Genomic DNA, 19965 nt, shown 5'->3' on the forward strand with positions numbered 1-19965 from the left:
CTGATCAGGCGCTGTCGGTGGCTCGCTCTAGCGTCGCCGATGTGCCTGACACACCCCGACAGAAAAGGAAGCAGCTGATGGCTGGAGGAGACCGCGAGAAGGCCCTGGACGCCGCCCTCGCCAACATCGAGAAGCAGTTCGGCAAGGGCTCGGTCATGCGGCTCGGTGACGAGGTCCGGGCACCGCTCCAGATCATCCCGAGCGGGTCGATCGCCCTCGACATCGCCCTCGGCCTCGGCGGCTTCCCGCGTGGCCGGGTCGTGGAGATCTACGGGCCGGAGTCGTCCGGCAAGACGACCGTCGCCCTGCACGCCGTGGCCAACGCCCAGGCGGCCGGCGGCGTCGTGGCGTTCATCGACGCCGAGCACGCGCTCGACCCCGACTACGCGAAGGCCCTCGGCGTCGACACCGACGCCCTGCTGGTCTCGCAGCCCGACTCCGGTGAGCAGGCGCTCGAGATCGCCGACATGCTGATCCGCTCGGGCGCGCTCGACCTGATCGTCATCGACTCCGTCGCGGCGCTGGTGCCTCGGGCCGAGATCGAGGGCGAGATGGGCGACAGCCACGTGGGCCTCCAGGCCCGGCTGATGAGCCAGGCGCTGCGCAAGATGACCGGTGCGCTCAACAACTCCGGCACCACGATGATCTTCATCAACCAGCTGCGCGAGAAGATCGGCGTCATGTTCGGCTCGCCCGAGACCACCACGGGTGGCAAGGCGCTGAAGTTCTACGCCTCGGTCCGGCTCGACGTGCGCCGCATCGAGACGCTCAAGGACGGCACCGACATGGTCGGCAACCGGACCCGCGTCAAGGTCGTCAAGAACAAGGTCGCCCCGCCGTTCAAGCAGGCCGAGTTCGACATCATGTACGGCAAGGGGATCAGCCGCGAGGGCGGCCTGATCGACGTCGGCGTCGAGGCGGGCCTCGTCCGCAAGGCGGGTGCCTGGTACACCTACGAGGGCGACCAGCTCGGCCAGGGCAAGGAGAACTCCCGCAACTTCCTCAAGGACAACCCCGACCTCGCCAACGAGCTCGAGAAGAAGATCCTCGAGAAGCTCGGTATCGGCGCGCAGGTCGACCAGGAAGCCGGCGTCGACCTGCCCGAGCCGGTCGGTGTCGACAGCTTCTGAGGGTCTCGACGACGACCGACCCGCCCCCGACTGGATCGGTGACGTGTCGGCCGGGGTGGACGCGTGGACCCAGCGCGCCGCCCCGGCCGACCCTCCACCGCCACCCGAGGATCGTGTCCCCGAAGCGGACCCCGAGTCGGTCGCGCGCAAGATCCTGCTCGACCAGCTCACCGGTCAGGCGCGCAGCCGCCGGGAGCTGAGCGACAAGCTCGCGAAGAAGAACGTGCCGCCCGAGCTCGCGACCCGGCTCCTCGACCGGTTCGAGGAGGTCGGGCTGGTCGACGACGAGGCGTTCGCGAAGGCCTGGATCGCCAGTCGCCAGCCGGGCAAGGGTCTGGCTCGCCGGGCTCTGGCCCAGGAGCTGCGCCGCAAGGGGATCGACGACGAGGTGGCCCGTGCCGCGCTCGACGAGATCGACCCGGCGGACGAGGAGGCCGCGGCCCGGGCGCTGGTGCGCAAGAAGCTGCGCTCGCTGAGCCGGGTCGACGCCACCACGGCCACCCGCCGCCTGGTGGGGATGCTGGCCCGCAAGGGCTACGGCTCGGGCGTCGCGTTCGCGGTCGTCCGCGACGAGCTGGCCGCGAGTGGGCTCGATGTGATGGCCGACGACGCGACGTAGGGGACTGGCACAATCCGCGTGTGACGACTGAGCGCGAGGTCCTGACGTACGAGCTGTTCGGCACCGCGGTGCAGGACCTGGCGCGCCAGGTGGTCGACAGCGGCTACGAGCCCGACCTGGTGCTCTCCATCGCGCGTGGCGGCCTGGGCCTCGGGATGGGTCTCGGCTACGCGCTCGACGTCAAGAACCTGTCCGCGATCAACGTGGAGTTCTACACCGGCGTCGACGAGCGGCTCGACGTCCCGATCATGCTGCCGCCCACGCCCGACGCCGTCGACCTGGCCGGACTGAAGGTGCTGATCGCCGACGACGTGGCCGACACCGGCAAGACACTCGAGATCGTCCGCGACTTCTGCGCCGACCACGTGGCCGAGGCTCGGATGGCCGTGATCTACGAGAAGCCGTGGACGGTCATCCGACCCGACTACGTGTGGCGCCGCACCGAGTCCTGGATCGACTTCCCGTGGTCGTCGACCCCGCCGCTGGTCCGGCGGTCCCGGCCCGGGCCATGAGCGACGACGACCGGCTCCACGTCGTCGTCCACGACCGGGGCCGCGACCTCGCCGGGGTCGTGCACGACGGCGAGTCCTGGGCCGCCGCGGCCCGGCGTACCGCGGCGAGCGTGCACGGCGACCCGGTGCCGGTCGACCTGTCGGGGGAGGTCAAGCAGTTCCTGGTCGACCACGACAACCGGGTGACCGTGCGGGCGATGACCCGCGGCGACCTCCGCGACGTCACCCGCTGGCGGCAGAGCGAGCACGTCCGGCGCTGGTGGGCATCCGAGGGTGAGCCGACAGCGGAGGCGGTCGAGGCGAGATACGGCCCGCGCATCGACGGGATGAGCCCGACCCGCATGTGGGTCGCCGAGGTCAACGGCCGCTCGGTCGGCTTCGTGCAGGACTACCGGATCGGCGACTACCCCGACTACGTGGTGCTCGGCCCCGACCCCGACGCGATCGGTGTCGACTACGCGCTCAGCGAGGAGTGGAGCGGGCGCGGGCTGGGGGCGCGGGTGCTGTGGGCCTGGATGGTGCGCACCCGGCACCGGTTCCCTGGTGCGACCACCTACTTCGCCGCCCCCGACCACCGCAACGCCGCCTCGCTGCGGATGCTCGCGAAGGCGGGCTTCGTCGAGGGGCTGTGGTTCGACGAGCCGCAGGAGGACGGCACGGTCGACACCGTCGTCGGCTGCACGCTCGATGTGCGTAGGGTCATCGAGTGAGCGCCCACGCACTGCAGGTCCCACCCGGCCCGGTCGACCTGACGGCCTACGCCACCGACGGCACGCCGGGGAGCGACCTCGGCAAGCAGAAGGGGAAGCAGGCGCTCTTCGCGCTCGGCGACGAGCTCTCCGCCCTGCAGGAGCGCCTGTTCGCCCAGGGGCGCAGCGGCTCGCCGCTGCGGGTGCTGCTCGTGCTCCAGGGCATGGACACCTCGGGCAAGGGCGGCATCCTGCGCCACACGGTCGGCCTGGTCGACCCGCAGGGCGTCCGGATCACGTCGTTCAAGGCGCCTACCGAGGAGGAGCGCGCCCACGACTTCCTCTGGCGCATCCGCCGGGCGCTGCCGGAGAGGGGCTTCATCGGCGTCTTCGACCGCTCCCACTACGAGGACGTGCTGATCGGGCGGGTTCACGAGCTCGCACCGCTCGAGGAGATCGAGCAGCGCTACGGCGCGATCAACGACTTCGAGCGCGAGATCACCGATGCGGGCACGACGGTCGTCAAGTGCATGCTGCACATCTCCGCGACGGAGCAGCGGCGCCGGCTGCTCGCGCGGCTGGCGAAGCCCTCGAAGTACTGGAAGTACAACCCGGCCGACGTCGACGAGCGCGCGCACTGGAGCGACTACCAGCGTGCCTACGAGATCGCGCTCGAGCGCACCAACACCGAGCACGCTCCGTGGCACGTCGTGCCCAGCGACCGGAAGTGGTTCCGCAACCTGGCGATCGGCGAGCTCCTGGCCGAGACCCTGGAGGGGATGGACCTCGACTGGCCGCCCCCGACCTTCGACGTGGACGCCGAACGGGTCAGGCTGACCGAGGCTGACCCGGTCGCCTGACCCGTTCGTGGACGTGCTGTCGGTCAGTACGAGTACGTGTAGAACGTCCCGGTGCGGGTGGTGGCGAAGGTCTTGCTCGACGGCAGCTCGACCCTCCAGTAGAACCGGCCCTTGCGCGGAGCCGGCAGCGGCGTGCTGAAGCGGCTCTTCTTGTTCGTGCGGACGGCCTTGAACTTCTTCCACTTCTTGCCGTGCTTCTTGAAGACGATCGCCTTGCCGTGGTACTTCGGCGTCACCTTGCCGGTGAGGACGACCCGACGCGTGCCGGTGTTCTTGACCGTCAGCTTGCGCTGCACCTTGGAGGCCACGCCCGCGGACGTGGGGGAGTAGTCGCCGCTGCCGCTGTAGAGCACCCGGTAGTTGGCGTTCCCGACCGCCTTGATGCTGTCGTAGAGATAGGCCGAGGTGGCGGTCCTGACCGTCGTCCAGTCCTTGCCCGGCAGCTGGCGCTGGACGGTGAGCGTGCCGTCGTAGACCTGCTCGCCGGCGTCCGTCTCGACGTTGATGGACAGCGACAGCGAGTCGCCGTAGACCGGGACACCGGGCTGGGTCTGGTAGCTGCCGGCGTAGATCCAGCCCTTCCCGTCGGTCCCGCCGACGATCCTGGTGGCGGTCGCGGCGGAGGCCGGAGCGGCGGCGCCGACGAGGCTGACCGCTCCGGCGACGAGGGTGGTGGCGAGCAACGCCGTGAGACGGCGACGAATGTGCATGGGGAGTCCTTGTCCAGAGATGGGGCACCCGTTTTGTTCCGGATGCTTGCCGTCCGATACCCAGGGAGGGCGTCGGCGAAACCGGTCGGGCCGGGGCCCGGACCCTCGCTAGGGTGTGCCGGTGATCCCCACCGTCTCCGTGACGCGCTACGTCACGCCCCTGCGCGAGGGCGGCAGCCTGCCGGGCATCGTCGAGGGCGACGACCTCGGCACCTACGTGTGCAAGTTCCGCGGCGCGGGCCAAGGGATCCGGGTGTTGGTCGCCGAGGTGATCGTGAGCGAGATCGCGCGCCGGATCGGGCTGCTCACCCCGCGGCTGGTCGCGCTCGACCTGGATCCGGAGATCGCCCGCTACGAGGCCGACCAGGAGGTCCAGGACCTGCTCAACGCGAGCCCGGGGCTCAACCTGGGGGTGGACTTCCTGCCCGGGTCGTTCGGCTTCGACGGCGACCTCCCGACGGGCGAGGGCTTGGCGGCGAAGGTGCTGTGGCTCGACGCGTTCACCGCCAACGTCGACCGCACCTGGCGCAACCCCAACCTGCTGTTCTGGCACGGCGACCTCTGGGTGATCGACCACGGCGCCGCGCTCTACTTCCACCACGCGTGGTCCGGCGGCTCCCTGCAGAAGGACGGGGCCGCCGAGCGGTTCGCCGCCCAGCCGTGGAGCCCCGACGACCACGTCTTCCTCGCGTCCGCCGACCGGCTGGCCGCGGCCGACGCCGAGATCGCGCCGCTCCTCGACGAGGCGGTCCTCGGCGACGTCCTGGGCGAGGTGCCCGACGCGTGGCTCGAGCCGGTGCCGGGCGCGGAGACCCCCGACGACGTGCGCGCCGCCTACGTCGCCTACCTGACCGCCCGGCTCGGCACCCGGCAGTGGCTCCCGCAGGTCGTGGGCCGATGACCGCCGGCCGGCCGCGGCTGTCGTACCAGTACGTCGTCCTGCGCTGCGTGCCGCGGGTCGACCGCGAGGAGTTCCTCAACGTCGGCGTGGTGATCTACTGCCAGGCGACCGACTACCTGGCGGTCTCGTGGCAGGTCGACCGCGACCGGGTCGCCGCGCTCTACCCCGCGCTCGACCTCGACCAGGTCTGCGACGCGCTCGACTTCGTCGACGGCGTCTGCGCCGGCGACGAGCGCGGGGGAGCGGCGGCCACCAAGCCGATCGGCCAGCGGTTCGGCTTCCTCAAGGCGCCCAAGAGCACCGTGCTCCAGCCGGGCCCGGTGCACGGTGGCGTCACCCATGACCCGGTGCGCCAGCTGGAGCACCTCGTGGAGAAGCTGGTCGGTTAGCTCTCAGACCGGGACGAGCTCGACCGCGCCCACGGCGTAGCGGGCGAGCACGGTGCGCGCCAGCTCGGGGTGGGCGCCCAACGGCTCGGAGACGGCGACCGCGCCTGCCTCCATCGCCAGCTCGGCCGCCCGGTCGGGCAGGAAGCCGGGCGCGAGGAAGAGCGACGCGACCGCGATGTGCCGTCGACCCTCGCGACGGAAGGCGCGGACGGCCTCGCCCGTGGCCGGGGGAGACGCCGACGCGAAGGCGGCGGAGACGGGCAGCTTGTGCCGCGAGCCCCACACCCGGGCCAGCCGGGCGACGGCCTGGTTGGCGAGCGGGTCGGTCGAGCCGGCGGCGGCGAGCACGAGGGCGTCGAGCTCACGGACGCGGGAGGCCTTGAGCGCCTCGCGCAGCCGCACGTCGAGCACCTCGAGGAACTGCGCCTCCAGGCCGAGGATCGACGTGGCGCGGATCTGGAGACCGCGGTGCTTCGCGGAGGCCTCGGCGACGGCGCTCGGGACGTCCACCTTGGCGTGGTAGGCCTCGGTCAGGAGCAGCGGGACGACGACGATCTCGTCGAACCCGGCCCGGACCAGCTTGTCGACCACCGTCGAGAAGGACGGCTTCGACAGCTCGAGGAAGGCCTGCTCGACACGCAGGTCCGGGCGCATCGCGCGAACCTCGTCGACCAGGGCCTTGATCGTCGCGGCGGACCTCGGGTCACGACTGCCGTGAGCCAGGGCCACCAGTGCGGGAGCAGCCATCAGCGTGCCCTCCGTTCTGTGTTCGTTCCAGCGTTCGATCGAGCACGAGTGCCGGCGGCGCTGCCGGTGTGGGTACGGGTCATGAGTGGATCCCGCACTCGGTCTTGGAGGTGCCGGCCCAGCGGCCGCTGCGCGGGTCCTCGCCCGGCGCGACGCGCCGGGTGCAGGGCCAGCAGCCGATGGACGGGTAGCCGTCGTAGGCGAGCGGGTTCACGAGGATGCCGTTCTCGGCGATGTAGCGCTCGACCTGCTCGTCGGACCACCGCGCCATCGGCGAGACCTTGACCTTGCCCTTCTTGGCGTCCCAGCCGACCACCGGCGCGATGACCCGGTTGTGGGTCTCGGCGCGGCGCAGGCCGGTCGCCCAGGCGTCGTAGTTGTCCAGCGACTCGGCCAGCGGCTGCACCTTGCGCAGCTTGCAGCACAGGTCGGGGTCGGTCTTGTACAGGTCCTTGCCGTGCGCCGCGTCCTGCTCGGCGACGGACTGCACCGGGGTGATCGAGATCAGGTTCACGTCGAGCGTCGCCGCGACCGCGTCACGGGTGCCGATCGTCTCGGCGAAGTGGTAGCCGGTGTCGAGGAACACCACATCGATGCCGGGCACGACCTTCGACGCCAGGTGCGAGAGCACGGCGTCGCCCATCGAGGACGTGAGGCAGAAGCGCTCGCCGAACGTCGCGGACGCCCACTCGATGATGCTCTCCGCGGGGGCGAGCTCCAGCTCGGCACCCCAGTGGGACACCAGCTCGCGCAGCTCCTCGGGGGACCGGCCGGCGGTCTCGGTGCCTCGGTAGTTGCGGGCCGAGGTGGTGGTGGCGGCGCTCATCGGCGACCAGCTCCCCCGTCGACGACCGAGGGTCGGACCAGGCCGAGCATCTTCAGGGAGAAGGCACGCAGGCAGCCGCGGCACTCCCACGACCCGTGCGGCGAGGTGACCTCGCCGGACTCGGAGACGACCTCGTGGGGACGGAGGTCCTGCTCGCCGCAGTAGGGGCAGTGGAAGGGGATCCCGCGCTCGCTCATGCCGGCGCCCCCTCCAGGACCCGCTCGCCACGGAGCAGGTCCTCGTCGGCCCGGGCGACCCAGGCTGCGAAGCTCTCGCCGGCCTGGCGGTCGGCGAGGTAGGCGTTGACGACGTTGGTGATGTAGTCGTCGAGGCCGGCGCTGGTGACCTTGTGGGCGCGCAGCTTGCGGCCGAAGTTGGCCTGCAGCCCGGTGGCACCCCCGAGGTGCACCTGGAAGCCCTCGACCTGCTCGCCCTCGTGCATGACCAGCTGACCCTTGAGTCCGATGTCGGCGACTTGGGTGCGGGCGCAGGCGTTGGGGCAGCCGTTCACGTTGACCGTGATCGGGGTGTCGAGCTCGGGGAAGCGCTTCTCGAGCTCGCCGACCAGCAGGCGGGCGCGCTCCTTGGTGTCGACGATCGCGAGCTTGCAGAACTCGATGCCGGTGCAGGCCATCGTGTTGCGTCGCCAGTTGGACGGCCGGGCGGACAGGCCCAGCTCGTCGAGACGGTCGACGAGCGCGTCGACGACGGCGGGCTCGACGCCGACCAGGACGATCTTCTGGTACGGCGTGAGGCGGGCCCCGGCGACACCGAACTCCTCGATCAGGTCGGCGAGCTGCACCAGGAGAGTGCCCGAGACCCGGCCGGCGGTGGGCGCGACGCCGACGTAGAGCTTGCCGTCCTTCTGCTCGTGCACGCCGATGTGGTCGCGGTGCCCCACGGGCGACGGGGGCGAGTCGCAGGAGACGAGCTCGCGGTCGAGGTACTCGTTCTCGAGCACCTCGCGGAACTTCTCGATGCCCCAGTCGGCCACCAGGAACTTCAGGCGAGCGCGGGAGCGCAGCCGGCGGTAGCCGTAGTCGCGGAAGATCGACGCGACGCCTTCCCAGGCGTCGGCCACCTCGTCGAGCGGGATCCAGACGCCCATCTTCTGGGCGAGCATCGGGTTCGTGGACAGGCCGCCACCGACCCAGAGGTCGAACCCGGGGCCGTGCACGGGGTGCACGGTGCCGACGAAGGAGACGTCGTTCGTCTCGGGCGAGACGTCGTGGCTCGGGTGCCCGGTGAGCGCGGTCTTGAACTTCCGCGGGAAGTTCGCGAAGTCGGGGTTGCCGATGTAGCGGCGCTTGATCTCCTCGAGCGCCGCGGTGCCGTCGATGATCTCGTCCTTCGCCACGCCGGCGACGGGGGAGCCCAGGAAGGGGCGCGGCGAGTCGCCGCAGGCCTCCATGGTGTCGAGCCCGGCCGCCTCGAGCCGCTCCCAGATCGCCGGCACGTCCTCGATCCGGATCCAGTGGTACTGGATGTTCTCCCGGTCGGTGACGTCGGCGGTGTCACGGGCGAAGTCGACCCCGATCGTGCCGAGCGCTCGGACGGCGTCGTGCGACAGCAGCGCGCCGTCGGAGCGGACCCGCATCATGAAGAACTCGTCGTCGAGCTCCTCCTCCTCGAGCATCGCGGTCTTGCCGCCGTCGAAGCCCGGGGCGCGCTGGGTGTAGAGACCCATCCAGCGGAACCGGCCGCGCAGGTCCGCCGGGTCGATCGAGGCGAAGCCGCGCTTGGAGTAGGTGTAGAGGATCCGGTCGCGCACGTTGAGCGGGCTGTCGTCCTTCTTGGACTGCTCGTTCTTGTTCAGCGGCTCGGAGTAGCCGAGCGCCCACTGGCCCTCACCGCGCATGGTGCGCGGGATCTCGGTGCGGGTCGGTGCCTTGGCGGTGTAGCGCGGGTCGGTCATGGGAGAGGCTTTTCCTTGACGGGGGTGGCGCTCGGGGCTCCATCCGGCAAGGACCACGTCGTCGGGGTCCGGGCCGGAGAGCCAGCGGCGCGATGGGCGGCTGGTCAGGCTCAGTACGTCAGGGAGGGCCGACACATCATGCTGCGGGTACGACCGAAGTCCACGTGGCGTCGCACCACGAGGTAGGTCGTCGCAGCAGTGATCATGTCAAGGAGTCTCAGGGAGCGGACGCCGATCCGACAAGGTGAAATCTCATGTGGTGGGACGGCGATCCACGATATGAGACGTTCGGCCGGGTCTGCGGCGTCAGATCGACCGGCGTGCGACCCACGTCACACCGGCCGACCCGGCGCGGAGCCGCTCGCGGGCGTCCGGACCCGCCACTACGCTGGCGGCCATGACCGACGCCCGCCTCAGTTCCCTCACCAGCAGCGCCTACCAGCAGGCCCTCGAGGTGATCGCCTCGGTCGAGCCGCGGGTCGCCGACGCCACCCGTCAGGAGCTGGCCGACCAGCGCGCCTCGCTCAAGCTGATCGCCAGCGAGAACTACGCCTCGCCCGCCGTGCTCCTCACGATGGGCACCTGGTTCAGCGACAAGTACGCCGAGGGCACGGTCGGGCACCGCTTCTACGCCGGCTGCCAGAACGTCGACACCGTCGAGTCCCTGGCTGCCGAGCACGCGCGCGAGCTGTTCGGCGCGCCGTACGCCTACGCCCAGCCGCACTCCGGCATCGACGCCAACCTGGTCGCGTTCTGGTCGATCCTCGCCCACCGGGTCGAGACCCCGGCGCTGGCGAAGCTCGGCGCGAAGAACGTGAACGAGCTGACCGACACCGACTGGGAGACGCTGCGCCACGAGCTCGGCAACCAGCGCCTCCTCGGCATGTCGCTCGACGCCGGCGGCCACCTCACCCACGGCTTCCGCCCCAACATCAGCGGCAAGATGTTCCACCAGCAGCAGTACGGCACCGACCCCGAGACCGGGCTGCTCGACTACGACGTCGTGCGTGCCAAGGCGAAGGAGTTCAAGCCGCTGATCCTGGTCGCGGGCTACTCGGCCTACCCCCGCCGGGTGAACTTCGCGAAGATGCGCGAGATCGCCGACGAGGTCGGCGCCACCCTGATGGTCGACATGGCCCACTTCGCGGGCCTGGTCGCGGGCAAGGTCTTCACCGGCGAGGAGAACCCGGTGCCCTACGCCCACGTCACGACCACCACGACCCACAAGTCGCTCCGTGGCCCCCGCGGTGGCCTGGTCCTGGCCCAGGAGGAGTACGCCGCCGACGTCGACCGCGGCTGCCCGATGGTGCTCGGTGGCCCGCTCTCGCACGTGATGGCCGCCAAGGCCGTGGCACTCGCCGAGGCCCGTCAGCCGGCGTTCCAGACCTACGCGCAGGCCATCGCCGACAACGCCAAGTCGCTCGCCGACGGGTTCCTGTCGCGCGGTGCGAAGCTCGTGACCGGCGGCACCGACAACCACATTGTGCTGCTCGACGTCTCGGGGTTCGGCCTCACCGGCCGCCAGGCCGAGTCCGCCCTGCTCGACGCCGGCATCGTCACCAACCGCAACTCGGTGCCGCAGGACCCGAACGGCGCCTGGTACACCTCCGGCATCCGGCTCGGCACGCCCGCGCTGACCACCCGGGGCTTCGGGCACGACGAGTTCGACAACGTCGCCGAGCTGATGGTGCACGTCCTCCAGAACACCCGGCCCGGCACGACGAAGGCGGGCGAGCCGTCGAAGGCGTCGTACACGCTCGCGGACGGCATCGCCGACAAGGTCAAGGACGCATCGGCGGAGATGCTCGACAAGCACCCGCTCTACCCAGGCCTGAGCCTCGTGTAGCGAAGCTCCCGCACGTGGCCTTCGACCTGGCCTGAGCATCTCCGCGGTTTGCCGCCGGTCGACTCGGGTAGGCGTGGCGCATGGCACAGACCGAGACGACCGCGCCCGCAGCCGAGCAGCCACCCAAGAACCGCACCCACTGGCTCTACCTGGCGGTGATCGCGGCGGTGGTCCTCGGCATCCTGGTCGGGCTGGTGTTCCCGGACTTCGCGGTGAAGCTCAAGCCGCTCGGTGACGGGTTCGTCGGGTTGATCACGATGATGATCCAGCCGGTGATCTTCTGCACGATCATCCTGGGCGTCGGCTCCGTGGCCAGTGCGGCCAAGGTCGGCAAGGTCGGCGCCCTGGCGTTGGGCTACTTCATCGTGATGTCGACGTTCGCGCTCACCATCGGGCTGGTCGTCGGGAACATCATCAAGCCCGGCTCCGGCCTGGACCTGAACGACGACGTCGCAGCCGCCGGAGCCGAGCAGGCTGAGGCCGGCCACGGGAGCACGACGGACTTCCTGCTCGGGATCATCCCGGACTCCTTCTTCTCGTCGCTGACCTCGGGCGACGTCCTGCAGACCCTGCTCGTCGCGCTGCTGGTCGGGTTCGCGCTCCAGCAGATGGGCTCGACCGCCGCGCCGATCCTGACCGTCGTGGAGTACGCCCAGAAGCTGGTCTTCCGGGTGCTCGCGATGATCATGTGGGCGGCGCCGATCGGTGCCTTCGGTGCGATGTCCGCCGTCGTCGGCGAGACCGGGTTCGACGCGCTCAAGAGCCTGGCGCTGCTGATGGTCGCCTTCTACATCACCTGCGCGGTGTTCGTGTTCGGGGTGCTCGGGACCGTGCTGAAGGTCGCGACCGGCGTCAACATCTTCGCGCTCTTCAAGTACCTCGCCCGCGAGTTCCTGCTGATCCTCGCGACGTCCTCCTCCGAGTCCGCCCTGCCGCGGCTGATCGCGAAGATGGAGCACGTCGGCGTCGACAAGACGACCGTCGGCATCGTGGTCCCGACCGGCTACTCGTTCAACCTCGACGGCACCGCGATCTACCTGACGATGGCGACGCTCTTCATCGCGGAGGCGATGGGCGAGCCGCTTCACATCGGCGAGCAGATCTCGCTGCTGGTGTTCATGGTGATCGCGTCGAAGGGTGCCGCCGGAGTCACCGGCGCCGGCCTGGCGACGCTGGCCGGGGGCCTGCAGTCCCACCGCCCGGACCTGGTCGGCGGCGTCGGTCTGATCGTGGGCATCGACCGGTTCATGTCCGAGGCGCGGGCGCTGACGAACTTCGCCGGCAACTCGGTCGCCACCGTCCTGATCGGCACCTGGACCGATGGCGTGAACCGCGAGCGCCTCGACCGGGTGCTCGCCGGCGAGCTGCCGTTCGACGAGCGCACCATGGTCGACGCCGACGAGCCGGCCCCCGAGGAGCGGACGCCCGAGACGGTCGCGTGACCGTCGCCATCACACCACCGGCGTCGTGCGCTCCACGATCGCGCGCAGGTCGCCGCCGTCGAGGGCTCCGAACACCCCGTCGTACGACGTGCCGAGCCGGGAGGCGCAGAAGACGTCGGCGACCTCCGGGGGAGCGAAGCGCACCAGCAGCGCACCCTGGAGGCAGGCCGCCATCCGCCCGGCCAGCCGCCGGGCGTTGACCTCGAGCGTTGCGGGGTCGCCCATCAGCGAGCCGATCAGGGCCAGCGTGTCCTCGATCGCCCGGTCGAGGCGGGCGTCGCCGCCGCGGGCCCGGCCGACCTCGGTGATCCAGGCGTCGAGCACCTCGGGTTCGCGGCCCAGGGCGCGCAGCACGTCGAGCGCGTTGACGTTGCCCGAGCCCTCCCAGACGGAGTTCAGCGGCGCCTCGCGGTAGAGCAGCGGCAGGCCGGACTCCTCGACGTACCCGTTGCCGCCCAGGCACTCGAGCGCCTCGGCGACCATGAACGGGGTGCGCTTGCAGACCCAGAACTTCGCGAGCGGCAGTGCGATCCGGCGCAGCGCGGCCTCGTGCGGGTCGTGCCGCGCGTCGACCGCCGCGGCGAGCCGCAGCGCCAGCGCGGTCGCGGCCTCGGTCTCGACCGCGAGGTCGGCCAGCACGTTCTGCATCAACGGCTTGTCGCTGAGCAGCCCGCCGAAGGCCGAGCGATGGGCGGCGTGCCAGGACGCCTCGGAGACGGCGCGCCGCATCAGCGCGGTCGAGCCGAGCACGCAGTCGAGCCGGGTGGCGGCGACCATCTCGATGATCGTGCGCACGCCGCGGCCCTCGTCGCCGAGACGCTGGGCGACGGTGCCGTCGAACTCGAGCTCCGACGAGGCGTTCGACCGGTTGCCGAGCTTGTCCTTGAGTCGTACGACGTCGAGCTGGTTGCGGGTGCCGTCGGGCAGCACCCGCGGCACCACGAAGCAGGTCACCCCGCCTTCGGCCTGGGCGAGCACCAGGAACATGTCGTTCATCGGCGCGGAGGTGAACCACTTGTGGCCGTGGAGGGTGTACTCGCCGTCGCTCGACGTCGGCCGGGCCTCGGTCACGTTGGCGCGGACGTCGGAGCCGCCCTGCTTCTCGGTCATGCCCATCCCGGCCAGCGCGCCCCGCTTGGACGCGGGCGTCCGCAGGCCCGGGTCGTACGTCGTGGAGGCCAGCAGCGGCGTCCACTCCTTGGCGATCGCGTCGTCGACCCGCAGCGCGGGGATGGAGGCGTAGGTCATCGAGATCGGGCAGCCGTGCCCCGGCTCCGTGTGGGACCAGGCCATGAAGCCCGCGGCCCGGCGTACGTGCGCGTGGGGGGAGTCCTGCTCCCACGGCGTCGCGGCCAGCCCGTGGCCGACCGCTCGCTCCATCAGCCAGTGCCACGACGGGTGGAACTCGACCTCGTCGATCCGGTTGCCGTAGCGGTCGTACGGCGTGAGGTGCGGGTGGTGCTCGTTGGCGAGCATCCCGTGCTCGCGGGCCTCCGCGGTGCCGGCCTCGGCGCCCAGCGCGAGCAGGTCGTCGACGACCTCGGCCGACGCGTGGCGGGTCACGCCCTCGACGAGCGCGAGATCCGCCGTGACGACGTTGTGACCTGCCAGGAGGGGGGCTTGGTTCGTGGCTACCCGGATGTCGGAACGCATGTGGTTACGGTAGTTGCTATGGCCGAGGCGGAGAGTGCGGAGAGCCGGGAAGGGCCCTCCGCGGCCCCCCCGGTCGTGCTCTGGCTGCGCCACGCCCGCGCCGAGCTCTGGAGGGTGATCGTCACGACCGTGGCGTCCTGCCTGAAGTACCGCGTCACCGGGCTGGCGGCCGAGGCCGCGTTCTTCGCGGTGCTGTCGGTGCCGCCCCTGATCTTCGCGATGGCGGGCGCGATCGGCTTCGTGTCCGACCAGTTCACCGCCGCCCAGGTGGACGACGTGCGCAACGCCGTCATCGACCTGTCCCAGCGGGCACTCACCGACGGCGCCGTGAACCGGATCATCGTGCCGACCATCGACGATGTCCTGAAGGGCGGCCGGTTCGACATCATCTCGCTCGGCTTCGTGCTGGCCCTGTGGTCCGGGTCGCGCGCCCTCAACGTCTTCGTCGACACCATCACGATCATGCACGGGCTCGGCGGCCACCGCGGGATCGTCAAGACCCGGGCGCTGTCGTTCCTCCTCTACGTGCTGGCGATGGTCACAGGCGTCGTCTCGATCCCGCTCGTGGTCGCAGGCCCGGCGCTGGTCGGGGACTGGCTGCCGGAGCGCGCCGACTTCCTCATGCACTTCTACTGGCCGGCCGTGATCGTGATCTGCATCTGCTTCCTCGCGACGCTCTATCACGTGTCGGTGCCGGTGCGGACGAACTGGAGCTTCAACCTGCCCGGCGCGACGTTCTCGCTGGCCTGCTGGGTGCTCGGGTCCTACCTGCTGCGCTGGTTCCTCACCATCACCGCCACCGACTCCCGCTCCATCTACGGCCCGCTGGCCGCACCGATCGCGGTGCTGCTGTGGCTCTACCTGGTCTCCATCGCGGTGCTGATCGGGGCCGCCGTGAACGCCGCCTTCGACACCGTCTTCCCGCAGAAGACGACGATGCTGGCGAGACTCGAGCTCATGCAACGGCTGCGCCGCATCGGTTCCCGGGAGCCGACGGACTAGATTGCCAGCGTGCCGGACGACTCCAGCGACATCACCCAGGGCCGCAGCCGCGGCAATGTCTCGCTCCCCGACCGGATCGTGTCTCCGTGGTGGGCGCTCGGACGCCGCCTGCTGCTGGCGATCGCGATCCTGGCCGGCACCGTCGCCCTCGTCTACCTCGACCGCGGCAGCTACGCCGACAACAACGACCCGTCCGGCAAGGTCGGGTTCATCGACTCGATCTACTACACGACCGTCACGCTCAGCACGACCGGGTACGGCGACATCGCGCCGGTCGCCCCGCACGCCCGGCTGATCAACGCGTTCGTCGTCACCCCGCTCCGCATCGCCTTCCTGGTGCTGTTGATCGGGACCACCCTCGAGGTGCTCGCCTCGCAGGGCCGCGAGATGTTCCGCATCGCCCGTTGGAGGAAGCGCATGGGAGCCCACGTCGTCGTGGTCGGCTACGGCACGAAAGGCCGGGCCGCCGTCGACACCCTCGTGAACAACGGCCAGGACCGCGAGTCGATCGTGGTCGTCGACCCGGGTGCCGAGGCCCTGCAGGAGGCGCACGCCGACGGCCTCGCGGTCGTCACCGGAGACGCGACCCGCCGCGACGTGCTGCGTCGGGCCGGCGTCAAGGAGGCGAGCCAGGTCATCATCACGACCAACCGCGACGACTCCAACATCCTCGCGACGCTGACCACCCGGCAGCTCAACCCCGACGTCTGGATCGTCGCCGCGGTGCGGGAGCAGGAGAACGTCGCGCTGATGCGCCAGTCGGGCGCCAACTCCGTGATCACCTCCTCCGACGCGGTCGGGCGGCTGCTCGGGCTCTCGTCGCTGTCGCCCACGCTGGGGTCGGTGATGGAGGACCTCCTGACGTACGGCGAGGGCCTCGAGGTCGCCGAGCGCGACCTGATGGTCTCCGAGGTCGGCAAGCAGCCGCAGTCGCTGCCCGACCAGGTCATCTCGGTCGTGCGGGACGAGAAGGTCTACCGCTACTTCGACCCGGTGGTCACCCAGCTCGCCCGCGGCGACCGGCTGATCGTCGTACGTCCTGCCAAGGAGCTGCCGTGGGCACCGCGGCCGGGCACGCACGACGAGGACTTCGCCACCGACGACTGATCTCGCGACTGGTGAGTCGCCACCCACACGGCCCTCGATACGGCTAGCCTGCAGATCACACAGGTGGGGGCCTAGTGGGGGTGGAGATGCCGGGCGACCGGAAGCAGCAGCATGCGCTGGTGAACCCTGGGACAGCCGTTGGGCTGGCCGGGGTCATCGTCGTGCTCGCGGTGCTCTCGTCCCTTCCGGCGGGTGAGGCCCCGGGCTACGTCGACGTCTACCCGGCCGGCGGCCTCCCGATCCTGTGGCTGCTCGTGCGCGGCGCCCGCGTCGTCAGCGTCGACACGGCTGTGCTGGCTGTGGTCCTCTTTGGCAGCAACCTGCTGGCCGGCTCGGACCCCGACGTCGCTGGGACGTTCGCGGTCGCGAACATCCTCCAGACCGTGCTCGCCGTGCTGCTGCTGCGGCGCTGGTGCCCGCAGATGTGGGGCTGTGGGGGAGCGGAGCCCCTGGACCGGCCGCGGGTGCTGGCCAGGTACGGCGCCGCGCTGGTGCTGGCCACGGCGGTCGGTTCGGCTGTGGCCATGACCGGTGTGGTCGCGGTCGAGGCCCACTCGACGTCCCTGGCCGGCCTGCTCTGGTTCGGGCGCAACCTCTGCAGCGCGCTGATCGTCGTCACCCTCGGTCTTCTGCTCGGCCAGCGGGCGTCCGCACCCCGACCCCGGCCGCGCCTGCTCGGTGACGCGGGCGTCGTCGAGCTGGTCGCGGCGACGGCGTTCACCGTCGGGATGTACGCCGTGGCCTTCTCCTTCGACGACCTGCCGCTGGCCTTCCCGCTCCTGGCCGCCACGGTGTGGTTCGGGCTGCGGTTCTCCACGGTGCTGAGCGGCGCCCACTCGTTCCTGGTCGGTGTCGTCACGATGACCCTGACCGTCATGGACATCGGCCCGTTCGCCGCCGTCGAGCGACTCGACCTGGGCTATCTCCTGGCCGAGTTCTACGTCGCCACGATCGTGATCACCGGCCTCGGCCTCTCGACCGGGCGCGACGAGCGACACGCGCTCGCGGCCGAGCTGCGCCGTACGGAGGAGGACGCGGTCTACCAGGCGAGCATCCGCGACGCCGTGATCGGGTCGATCAACGAGGGTCTGCTCGTCGTCGACGAGTCGGGCGAGCTGCTGGTCCACAACGACGCCGCCGCCCGCATGCTGGGCGCGGCGGAGGGGCCACTGACCACGGAGTCGCGCCTCGTGCTGACCACGTGGTGGGCCGACGGCTTCCAGATGGGCGACGAGGACAAGCCGACCGTCCGCGCCCTCCGGGGCGAGGCGGTCCATGACGCCGAGGTGGTCGTCCAGGTCGCCGACGTGGGCGACCGGGTGCTGAACGTGTCCGCGATCCCGCTGCCGCGTGACGTGGTCCGGGGCCGGGCTCGGGCGCTGGTGCTCTTCCGCGACGTCACCACCGAGCTCGCCCACCGCGAGGAGCTCGCGGCGTTCGCCGGCGTCGTCGCCCACGACCTCCGCAACCCGCTCGCGGCCATCGACGGCTGGACGGAGATGATCGCCGACGAGCTGGACGCCGGGGCGCTGGACGCCCAGCTCGCCCAGGAGTTCGTGTCCCGGGTGCGATCGTCGTCGCGGCGGATGCGCGAGCTGATCAAGGACCTGCTCGCCCACGCCACCAGCAGTCAGCGCGACTTGGAGCTGAGTCGGGTGGACGTCACCCAGCTGGTCGAGGAGATCGCGGCCGCGCGGCACGCCGAGGGCTTCGTCAGCTGCTCGCCGATCCCTCTGGTGTCGGCTGACGGCGTGCTCGTGCGCCAGGTCCTCGACAACCTGATCGGCAACGCGCTCAAGTATGTCGCGCCCGGGGTGGAGCCCAAGGTCACCGTGCACGGGTGCCAGACCCTGCCGAACCTCGTGACCATCCAGATCGCCGACAACGGCATCGGGATCCCCGCAGGAGAGCGGGAGAAGATCTTCGAAGAGTTCCACCGCGCCCACTACCGCGACTACGAAGGCAGCGGCCTCGGGCTCTCGATCGTGCGACGGATCATCACCCGGCACGACGGCACGATCATGGCCCGCGCGAATCCCGCCGGTCAGGGCTCGGTCTTCGAGTTCACGCTCCCGTCGTACACCGACTGACGGTCACAGGACGGCGACCCGCTCCGGTCCGAGGTCGAAGAGGACGTCCAGGCCGGTCATCGAGCACAGCCACCGGAACTGCCGGCTCGTCTCGATGAATCCCATCGTCGCACTGTCTGCCTCGAGCGCGGCCACCGTACGGGCCAGGACGCCGAGGGCCGAGGCGTCCACGAAGGACACGGCGCCGACGTCGACCACGACGCGAGGACAACCGCTGTCGCGGATCGCTCGGAGCTCGCGCGACATGGTCCGGGCGGAGAAGATGTCCAGCTCACCGTGCGCGGTGAGCGTGATGGTCGGGGGACGGACTGAGGTGTTCAAGGTGAATTCCACGTTGCTTCGACGGTACGTCCGAAGTCGGGCCGCCGGTACACCCGATCGGGTCAGTCCTCACGGGAGCGCTCGGCCGTGGTTTCAGCGGCGTTTGTGCTGGTAGACGAGGATCGCGACGACGACGACCCCGATGACGACGACGAGGGTCTGTGCGGCGGTCAGGCCGAGCAGGAAGTGTCCGCCGCCCGGAGGGCGCCGGATCCGCACCGCGTCGACCATGCCCCGACCGTACGCCGGACGACCTGAACCTCCAGATTCTCTCAAGCCTGCACCTTCTCGCAGCCGACCTGCCTACAGTCGTCGTGGACAAGGGAGCTGGCCCGAGGTCGTCGCTGCCCCCGGGCCAACTTCCTGTCCATCCAGGTCGGGGAGCCCTCAGCGGGAGAGATCGAGCCCGCGGTAGAGGTGCAGCTCGTCGCGGATCCGGTACGGCACCGGTCGACCGGCCGAGGCCAGCGCCGCGGCGTACGTCTCGAGCGCGGCCAGCAGGTCGCGCCGGGCGTCGATCGTCGAGGTGTGCCGCTTCATCGGGGCCGCCCGTTGGAGATCCAGGCGTGACCGGGCCTCGTGCACGTGCCGCAGCAACCCGTCGAGGTGCTGCTGGGACGGTTGGTCGGCTGGAGCGGGGTGAGCCACGGGTCACGCCTTCGGAGACCGTCACACGCCGTGTCCGAGTGGGCGCGGCCCGGGCGGGTTCCGACCACCGTAACCCGTCCAGGTGTCCAACTGGACCAATCCCTCGGGCCCGGACGAGTAGGTTGGAGGCAATCACCTGCCGAGCCGGGCTCCTTCCCGGGCGACGACACCACGATGATGGTGCTGCAGCTGGCTTCGGGGCGCCGCCTGCGACTGCTCGTCGTGCAGGGCGACACCGAACCGGTGGCCGCGCAGGCCGCGATGGACGCGGCCGCGGCGGGGCAGGCGACCTCCGCGTCCGCCTGAGCCCTACGCCTCGGCGCTCCAGTGGAGCAGGAACCGTCCGACCCGAGGCTTCGGCGCGGCGGGGAGCCGCGACACGTCGACTCCGCAGCCCTGCCGGCACTCGCCCGACTCGGCCCGCCAGTCCGTCGCCGTCTGCGCGCCCGGTGGCCCGGAGCCGCGGTAGGTCACCAGCAGCGAGGTCTCACCGCACGACGGACAGTCGTCGAGCTGGTACCTGAAGAACTGGATCCCCACGGGTGGGCGGTACCCGCG

Annotated in this window: 23 protein-coding genes; 13 read left to right on the top strand and 10 right to left on the bottom strand. The window is 70.7% G+C overall.

The annotated features are described in order from the left end of the window. Window positions 1-77: 77 nt before the first annotated feature. The 5 genes from recA to PD653B2_RS08300 are packed head-to-tail and all read left to right on the top strand — an operon-like array spanning window position 78 to window position 3810. Window positions 78-1130, top strand: coding sequence for a recombinase RecA (recA, locus tag PD653B2_RS08280; protein ID WP_085871868.1), 1053 nt, complete (start codon window positions 78-80; stop codon window positions 1128-1130). Further along, the gene (locus PD653B2_RS08285) at window positions 1114-1749 is read left to right on the top strand and encodes a regulatory protein RecX (RefSeq protein ID WP_085871869.1); all 636 of its coding nucleotides are present in this window, start codon (window positions 1114-1116) and stop codon (window positions 1747-1749) included. The genes recA and PD653B2_RS08285 overlap by 17 nt, the downstream gene beginning before the upstream one ends. Before the next feature lie 20 nt (window positions 1750-1769). Then, entirely contained in the window at window positions 1770-2261 is a 492-nt protein-coding gene (locus tag PD653B2_RS08290; RefSeq protein WP_085871870.1) for a phosphoribosyltransferase, read from the top strand. Continuing rightward, window positions 2258-2971 carry a GNAT family N-acetyltransferase gene (locus PD653B2_RS08295; RefSeq protein WP_085872061.1) on the top strand — a complete coding sequence of 238 codons (714 nt, stop codon included), beginning with the start codon at window positions 2258-2260 and terminating at the stop codon, window positions 2969-2971. Before PD653B2_RS08290 ends, PD653B2_RS08295 begins: the two co-directional genes overlap by 4 nt. Next, window positions 2968-3810: a polyphosphate kinase 2 family protein gene (locus PD653B2_RS08300; RefSeq protein ID WP_085871871.1), complete on the top strand. Its 843-nt coding sequence runs from the start codon at window positions 2968-2970 to the stop codon at window positions 3808-3810. Before PD653B2_RS08295 ends, PD653B2_RS08300 begins: the two co-directional genes overlap by 4 nt. A 23-nt stretch (window positions 3811-3833) precedes the next feature. On the opposite strand, the gene PD653B2_RS08305 is transcribed toward PD653B2_RS08300, so the two are convergent. Beyond that, window positions 3834-4520, bottom strand: coding sequence for a hypothetical protein (locus PD653B2_RS08305; RefSeq protein ID WP_133058984.1), 687 nt, complete (start codon window positions 4518-4520; stop codon window positions 3834-3836). A 121-nt stretch (window positions 4521-4641) separates the two neighbouring features. Here PD653B2_RS08305 and PD653B2_RS08310 point away from each other — a divergent pair, with 121 nt between their 5' ends. Both PD653B2_RS08310 and PD653B2_RS08315 read left to right on the top strand, forming a co-directional pair. After that, complete coding sequence (locus PD653B2_RS08310; protein WP_085872062.1) at window positions 4642-5421, top strand: HipA family kinase; 780 nt, start codon at window positions 4642-4644, stop codon at window positions 5419-5421. Continuing rightward, window positions 5418-5810, top strand: coding sequence for a DUF3037 domain-containing protein (locus tag PD653B2_RS08315; protein WP_085871873.1), 393 nt, complete (start codon window positions 5418-5420; stop codon window positions 5808-5810). The genes PD653B2_RS08310 and PD653B2_RS08315 overlap by 4 nt, the downstream gene beginning before the upstream one ends. Window positions 5811-5813: 3 nt before the next feature. On the opposite strand, the gene PD653B2_RS08320 is transcribed toward PD653B2_RS08315, so the two are convergent. The 4 genes from PD653B2_RS08320 to PD653B2_RS08335 form a co-directional block, all read right to left on the bottom strand. After that, window positions 5814-6557, bottom strand: a complete 744-nt coding sequence (locus tag PD653B2_RS08320) for a sirohydrochlorin chelatase (protein WP_085871874.1) — start codon at window positions 6555-6557, stop codon at window positions 5814-5816. A 79-nt stretch (window positions 6558-6636) separates the two neighbouring features. Beyond that, window positions 6637-7383: a phosphoadenylyl-sulfate reductase gene (locus PD653B2_RS08325; RefSeq protein ID WP_085871875.1), complete on the bottom strand. Its 747-nt coding sequence runs from the start codon at window positions 7381-7383 to the stop codon at window positions 6637-6639. Continuing rightward, a complete protein-coding gene (locus PD653B2_RS08330) occupies window positions 7380-7580 on the bottom strand; it encodes a hypothetical protein (protein WP_085871876.1) in 201 nt (66 codons plus the stop codon). The genes PD653B2_RS08325 and PD653B2_RS08330 overlap by 4 nt, the downstream gene beginning before the upstream one ends. Then, window positions 7577-9298, bottom strand: coding sequence for a nitrite/sulfite reductase (locus PD653B2_RS08335; RefSeq protein WP_085871877.1), 1722 nt, complete (start codon window positions 9296-9298; stop codon window positions 7577-7579). Before PD653B2_RS08335 ends, PD653B2_RS08330 begins: the two co-directional genes overlap by 4 nt. Before the next feature lie 397 nt (window positions 9299-9695). Between PD653B2_RS08335 and PD653B2_RS08340 the strand changes: the two genes are divergently transcribed. Then, complete coding sequence (locus PD653B2_RS08340) at window positions 9696-11144, top strand: glycine hydroxymethyltransferase (RefSeq protein WP_085871878.1); 1449 nt, start codon at window positions 9696-9698, stop codon at window positions 11142-11144. An 80-nt stretch (window positions 11145-11224) separates the two neighbouring features. Then, window positions 11225-12586 (top strand): cation:dicarboxylate symporter family transporter, encoded by a 1362-nt coding sequence (locus tag PD653B2_RS08345; protein ID WP_085871879.1) that lies wholly within the window; start codon window positions 11225-11227, stop codon window positions 12584-12586. A 9-nt stretch (window positions 12587-12595) separates the two neighbouring features. Here the strand turns inward: PD653B2_RS08345 and PD653B2_RS08350 are convergent, their stop codons facing one another. Continuing rightward, a complete protein-coding gene (locus PD653B2_RS08350) occupies window positions 12596-14239 on the bottom strand; it encodes an acyl-CoA dehydrogenase family protein (RefSeq protein WP_085871880.1) in 1644 nt (547 codons plus the stop codon). Between the two features lie 18 nt (window positions 14240-14257). Between PD653B2_RS08350 and PD653B2_RS08355 the strand changes: the two genes are divergently transcribed. The 3 genes from PD653B2_RS08355 (at window position 14258) to PD653B2_RS08365 (ending at window position 18438) form a co-directional block, all read left to right on the top strand. Further along, window positions 14258-15241 carry a YihY/virulence factor BrkB family protein gene (locus tag PD653B2_RS08355; RefSeq protein WP_085871881.1) on the top strand — a complete coding sequence of 328 codons (984 nt, stop codon included), beginning with the start codon at window positions 14258-14260 and terminating at the stop codon, window positions 15239-15241. A gap of 9 nt (window positions 15242-15250) precedes the next feature. Next, window positions 15251-16348 (top strand): potassium channel family protein, encoded by a 1098-nt coding sequence (locus PD653B2_RS08360; RefSeq protein WP_085871882.1) that lies wholly within the window; start codon window positions 15251-15253, stop codon window positions 16346-16348. A 119-nt stretch (window positions 16349-16467) separates the two neighbouring features. Further along, window positions 16468-18438, top strand: coding sequence for an ATP-binding protein (locus tag PD653B2_RS08365; protein WP_165763388.1), 1971 nt, complete (start codon window positions 16468-16470; stop codon window positions 18436-18438). A gap of 3 nt (window positions 18439-18441) precedes the next feature. On the opposite strand, the gene PD653B2_RS08370 is transcribed toward PD653B2_RS08365, so the two are convergent. The 3 genes from PD653B2_RS08370 to PD653B2_RS24595 all read right to left on the bottom strand — a co-directional run bounded on the left by PD653B2_RS08370 (window position 18442) and on the right by PD653B2_RS24595 (window position 19407). After that, window positions 18442-18771 (bottom strand): STAS domain-containing protein, encoded by a 330-nt coding sequence (locus tag PD653B2_RS08370; protein ID WP_165763389.1) that lies wholly within the window; start codon window positions 18769-18771, stop codon window positions 18442-18444. Window positions 18772-18852: 81 nt separating this feature from the next. Then, window positions 18853-18990: a hypothetical protein gene (locus tag PD653B2_RS24840; protein ID WP_165763390.1), complete on the bottom strand. Its 138-nt coding sequence runs from the start codon at window positions 18988-18990 to the stop codon at window positions 18853-18855. Between the two features lie 156 nt (window positions 18991-19146). Then, window positions 19147-19407, bottom strand: a complete 261-nt coding sequence (locus PD653B2_RS24595; RefSeq protein WP_133058982.1) for a hypothetical protein — start codon at window positions 19405-19407, stop codon at window positions 19147-19149. A gap of 174 nt (window positions 19408-19581) precedes the next feature. Here PD653B2_RS24595 and PD653B2_RS25845 point away from each other — a divergent pair, with 174 nt between their 5' ends. Continuing rightward, on the top strand, window positions 19582-19713 hold the full coding sequence (locus PD653B2_RS25845) for a hypothetical protein (RefSeq protein ID WP_278247463.1): 132 nt from the start codon (window positions 19582-19584) through the stop codon (window positions 19711-19713). A gap of 3 nt (window positions 19714-19716) precedes the next feature. Here PD653B2_RS25845 and PD653B2_RS08375 read toward each other — a convergent pair whose 3' ends face one another. After that, the gene (locus PD653B2_RS08375; RefSeq protein ID WP_085871885.1) at window positions 19717-19947 is read right to left on the bottom strand and encodes a hypothetical protein; all 231 of its coding nucleotides are present in this window, start codon (window positions 19945-19947) and stop codon (window positions 19717-19719) included. Window positions 19948-19965: the final 18 nt, after the last annotated feature.

Origin of the sequence: Nocardioides sp. PD653-B2, from assembly GCF_002117935.1 — a bacterium.
Classification (GTDB): domain Bacteria; phylum Actinomycetota; class Actinomycetes; order Propionibacteriales; family Nocardioidaceae; genus Nocardioides.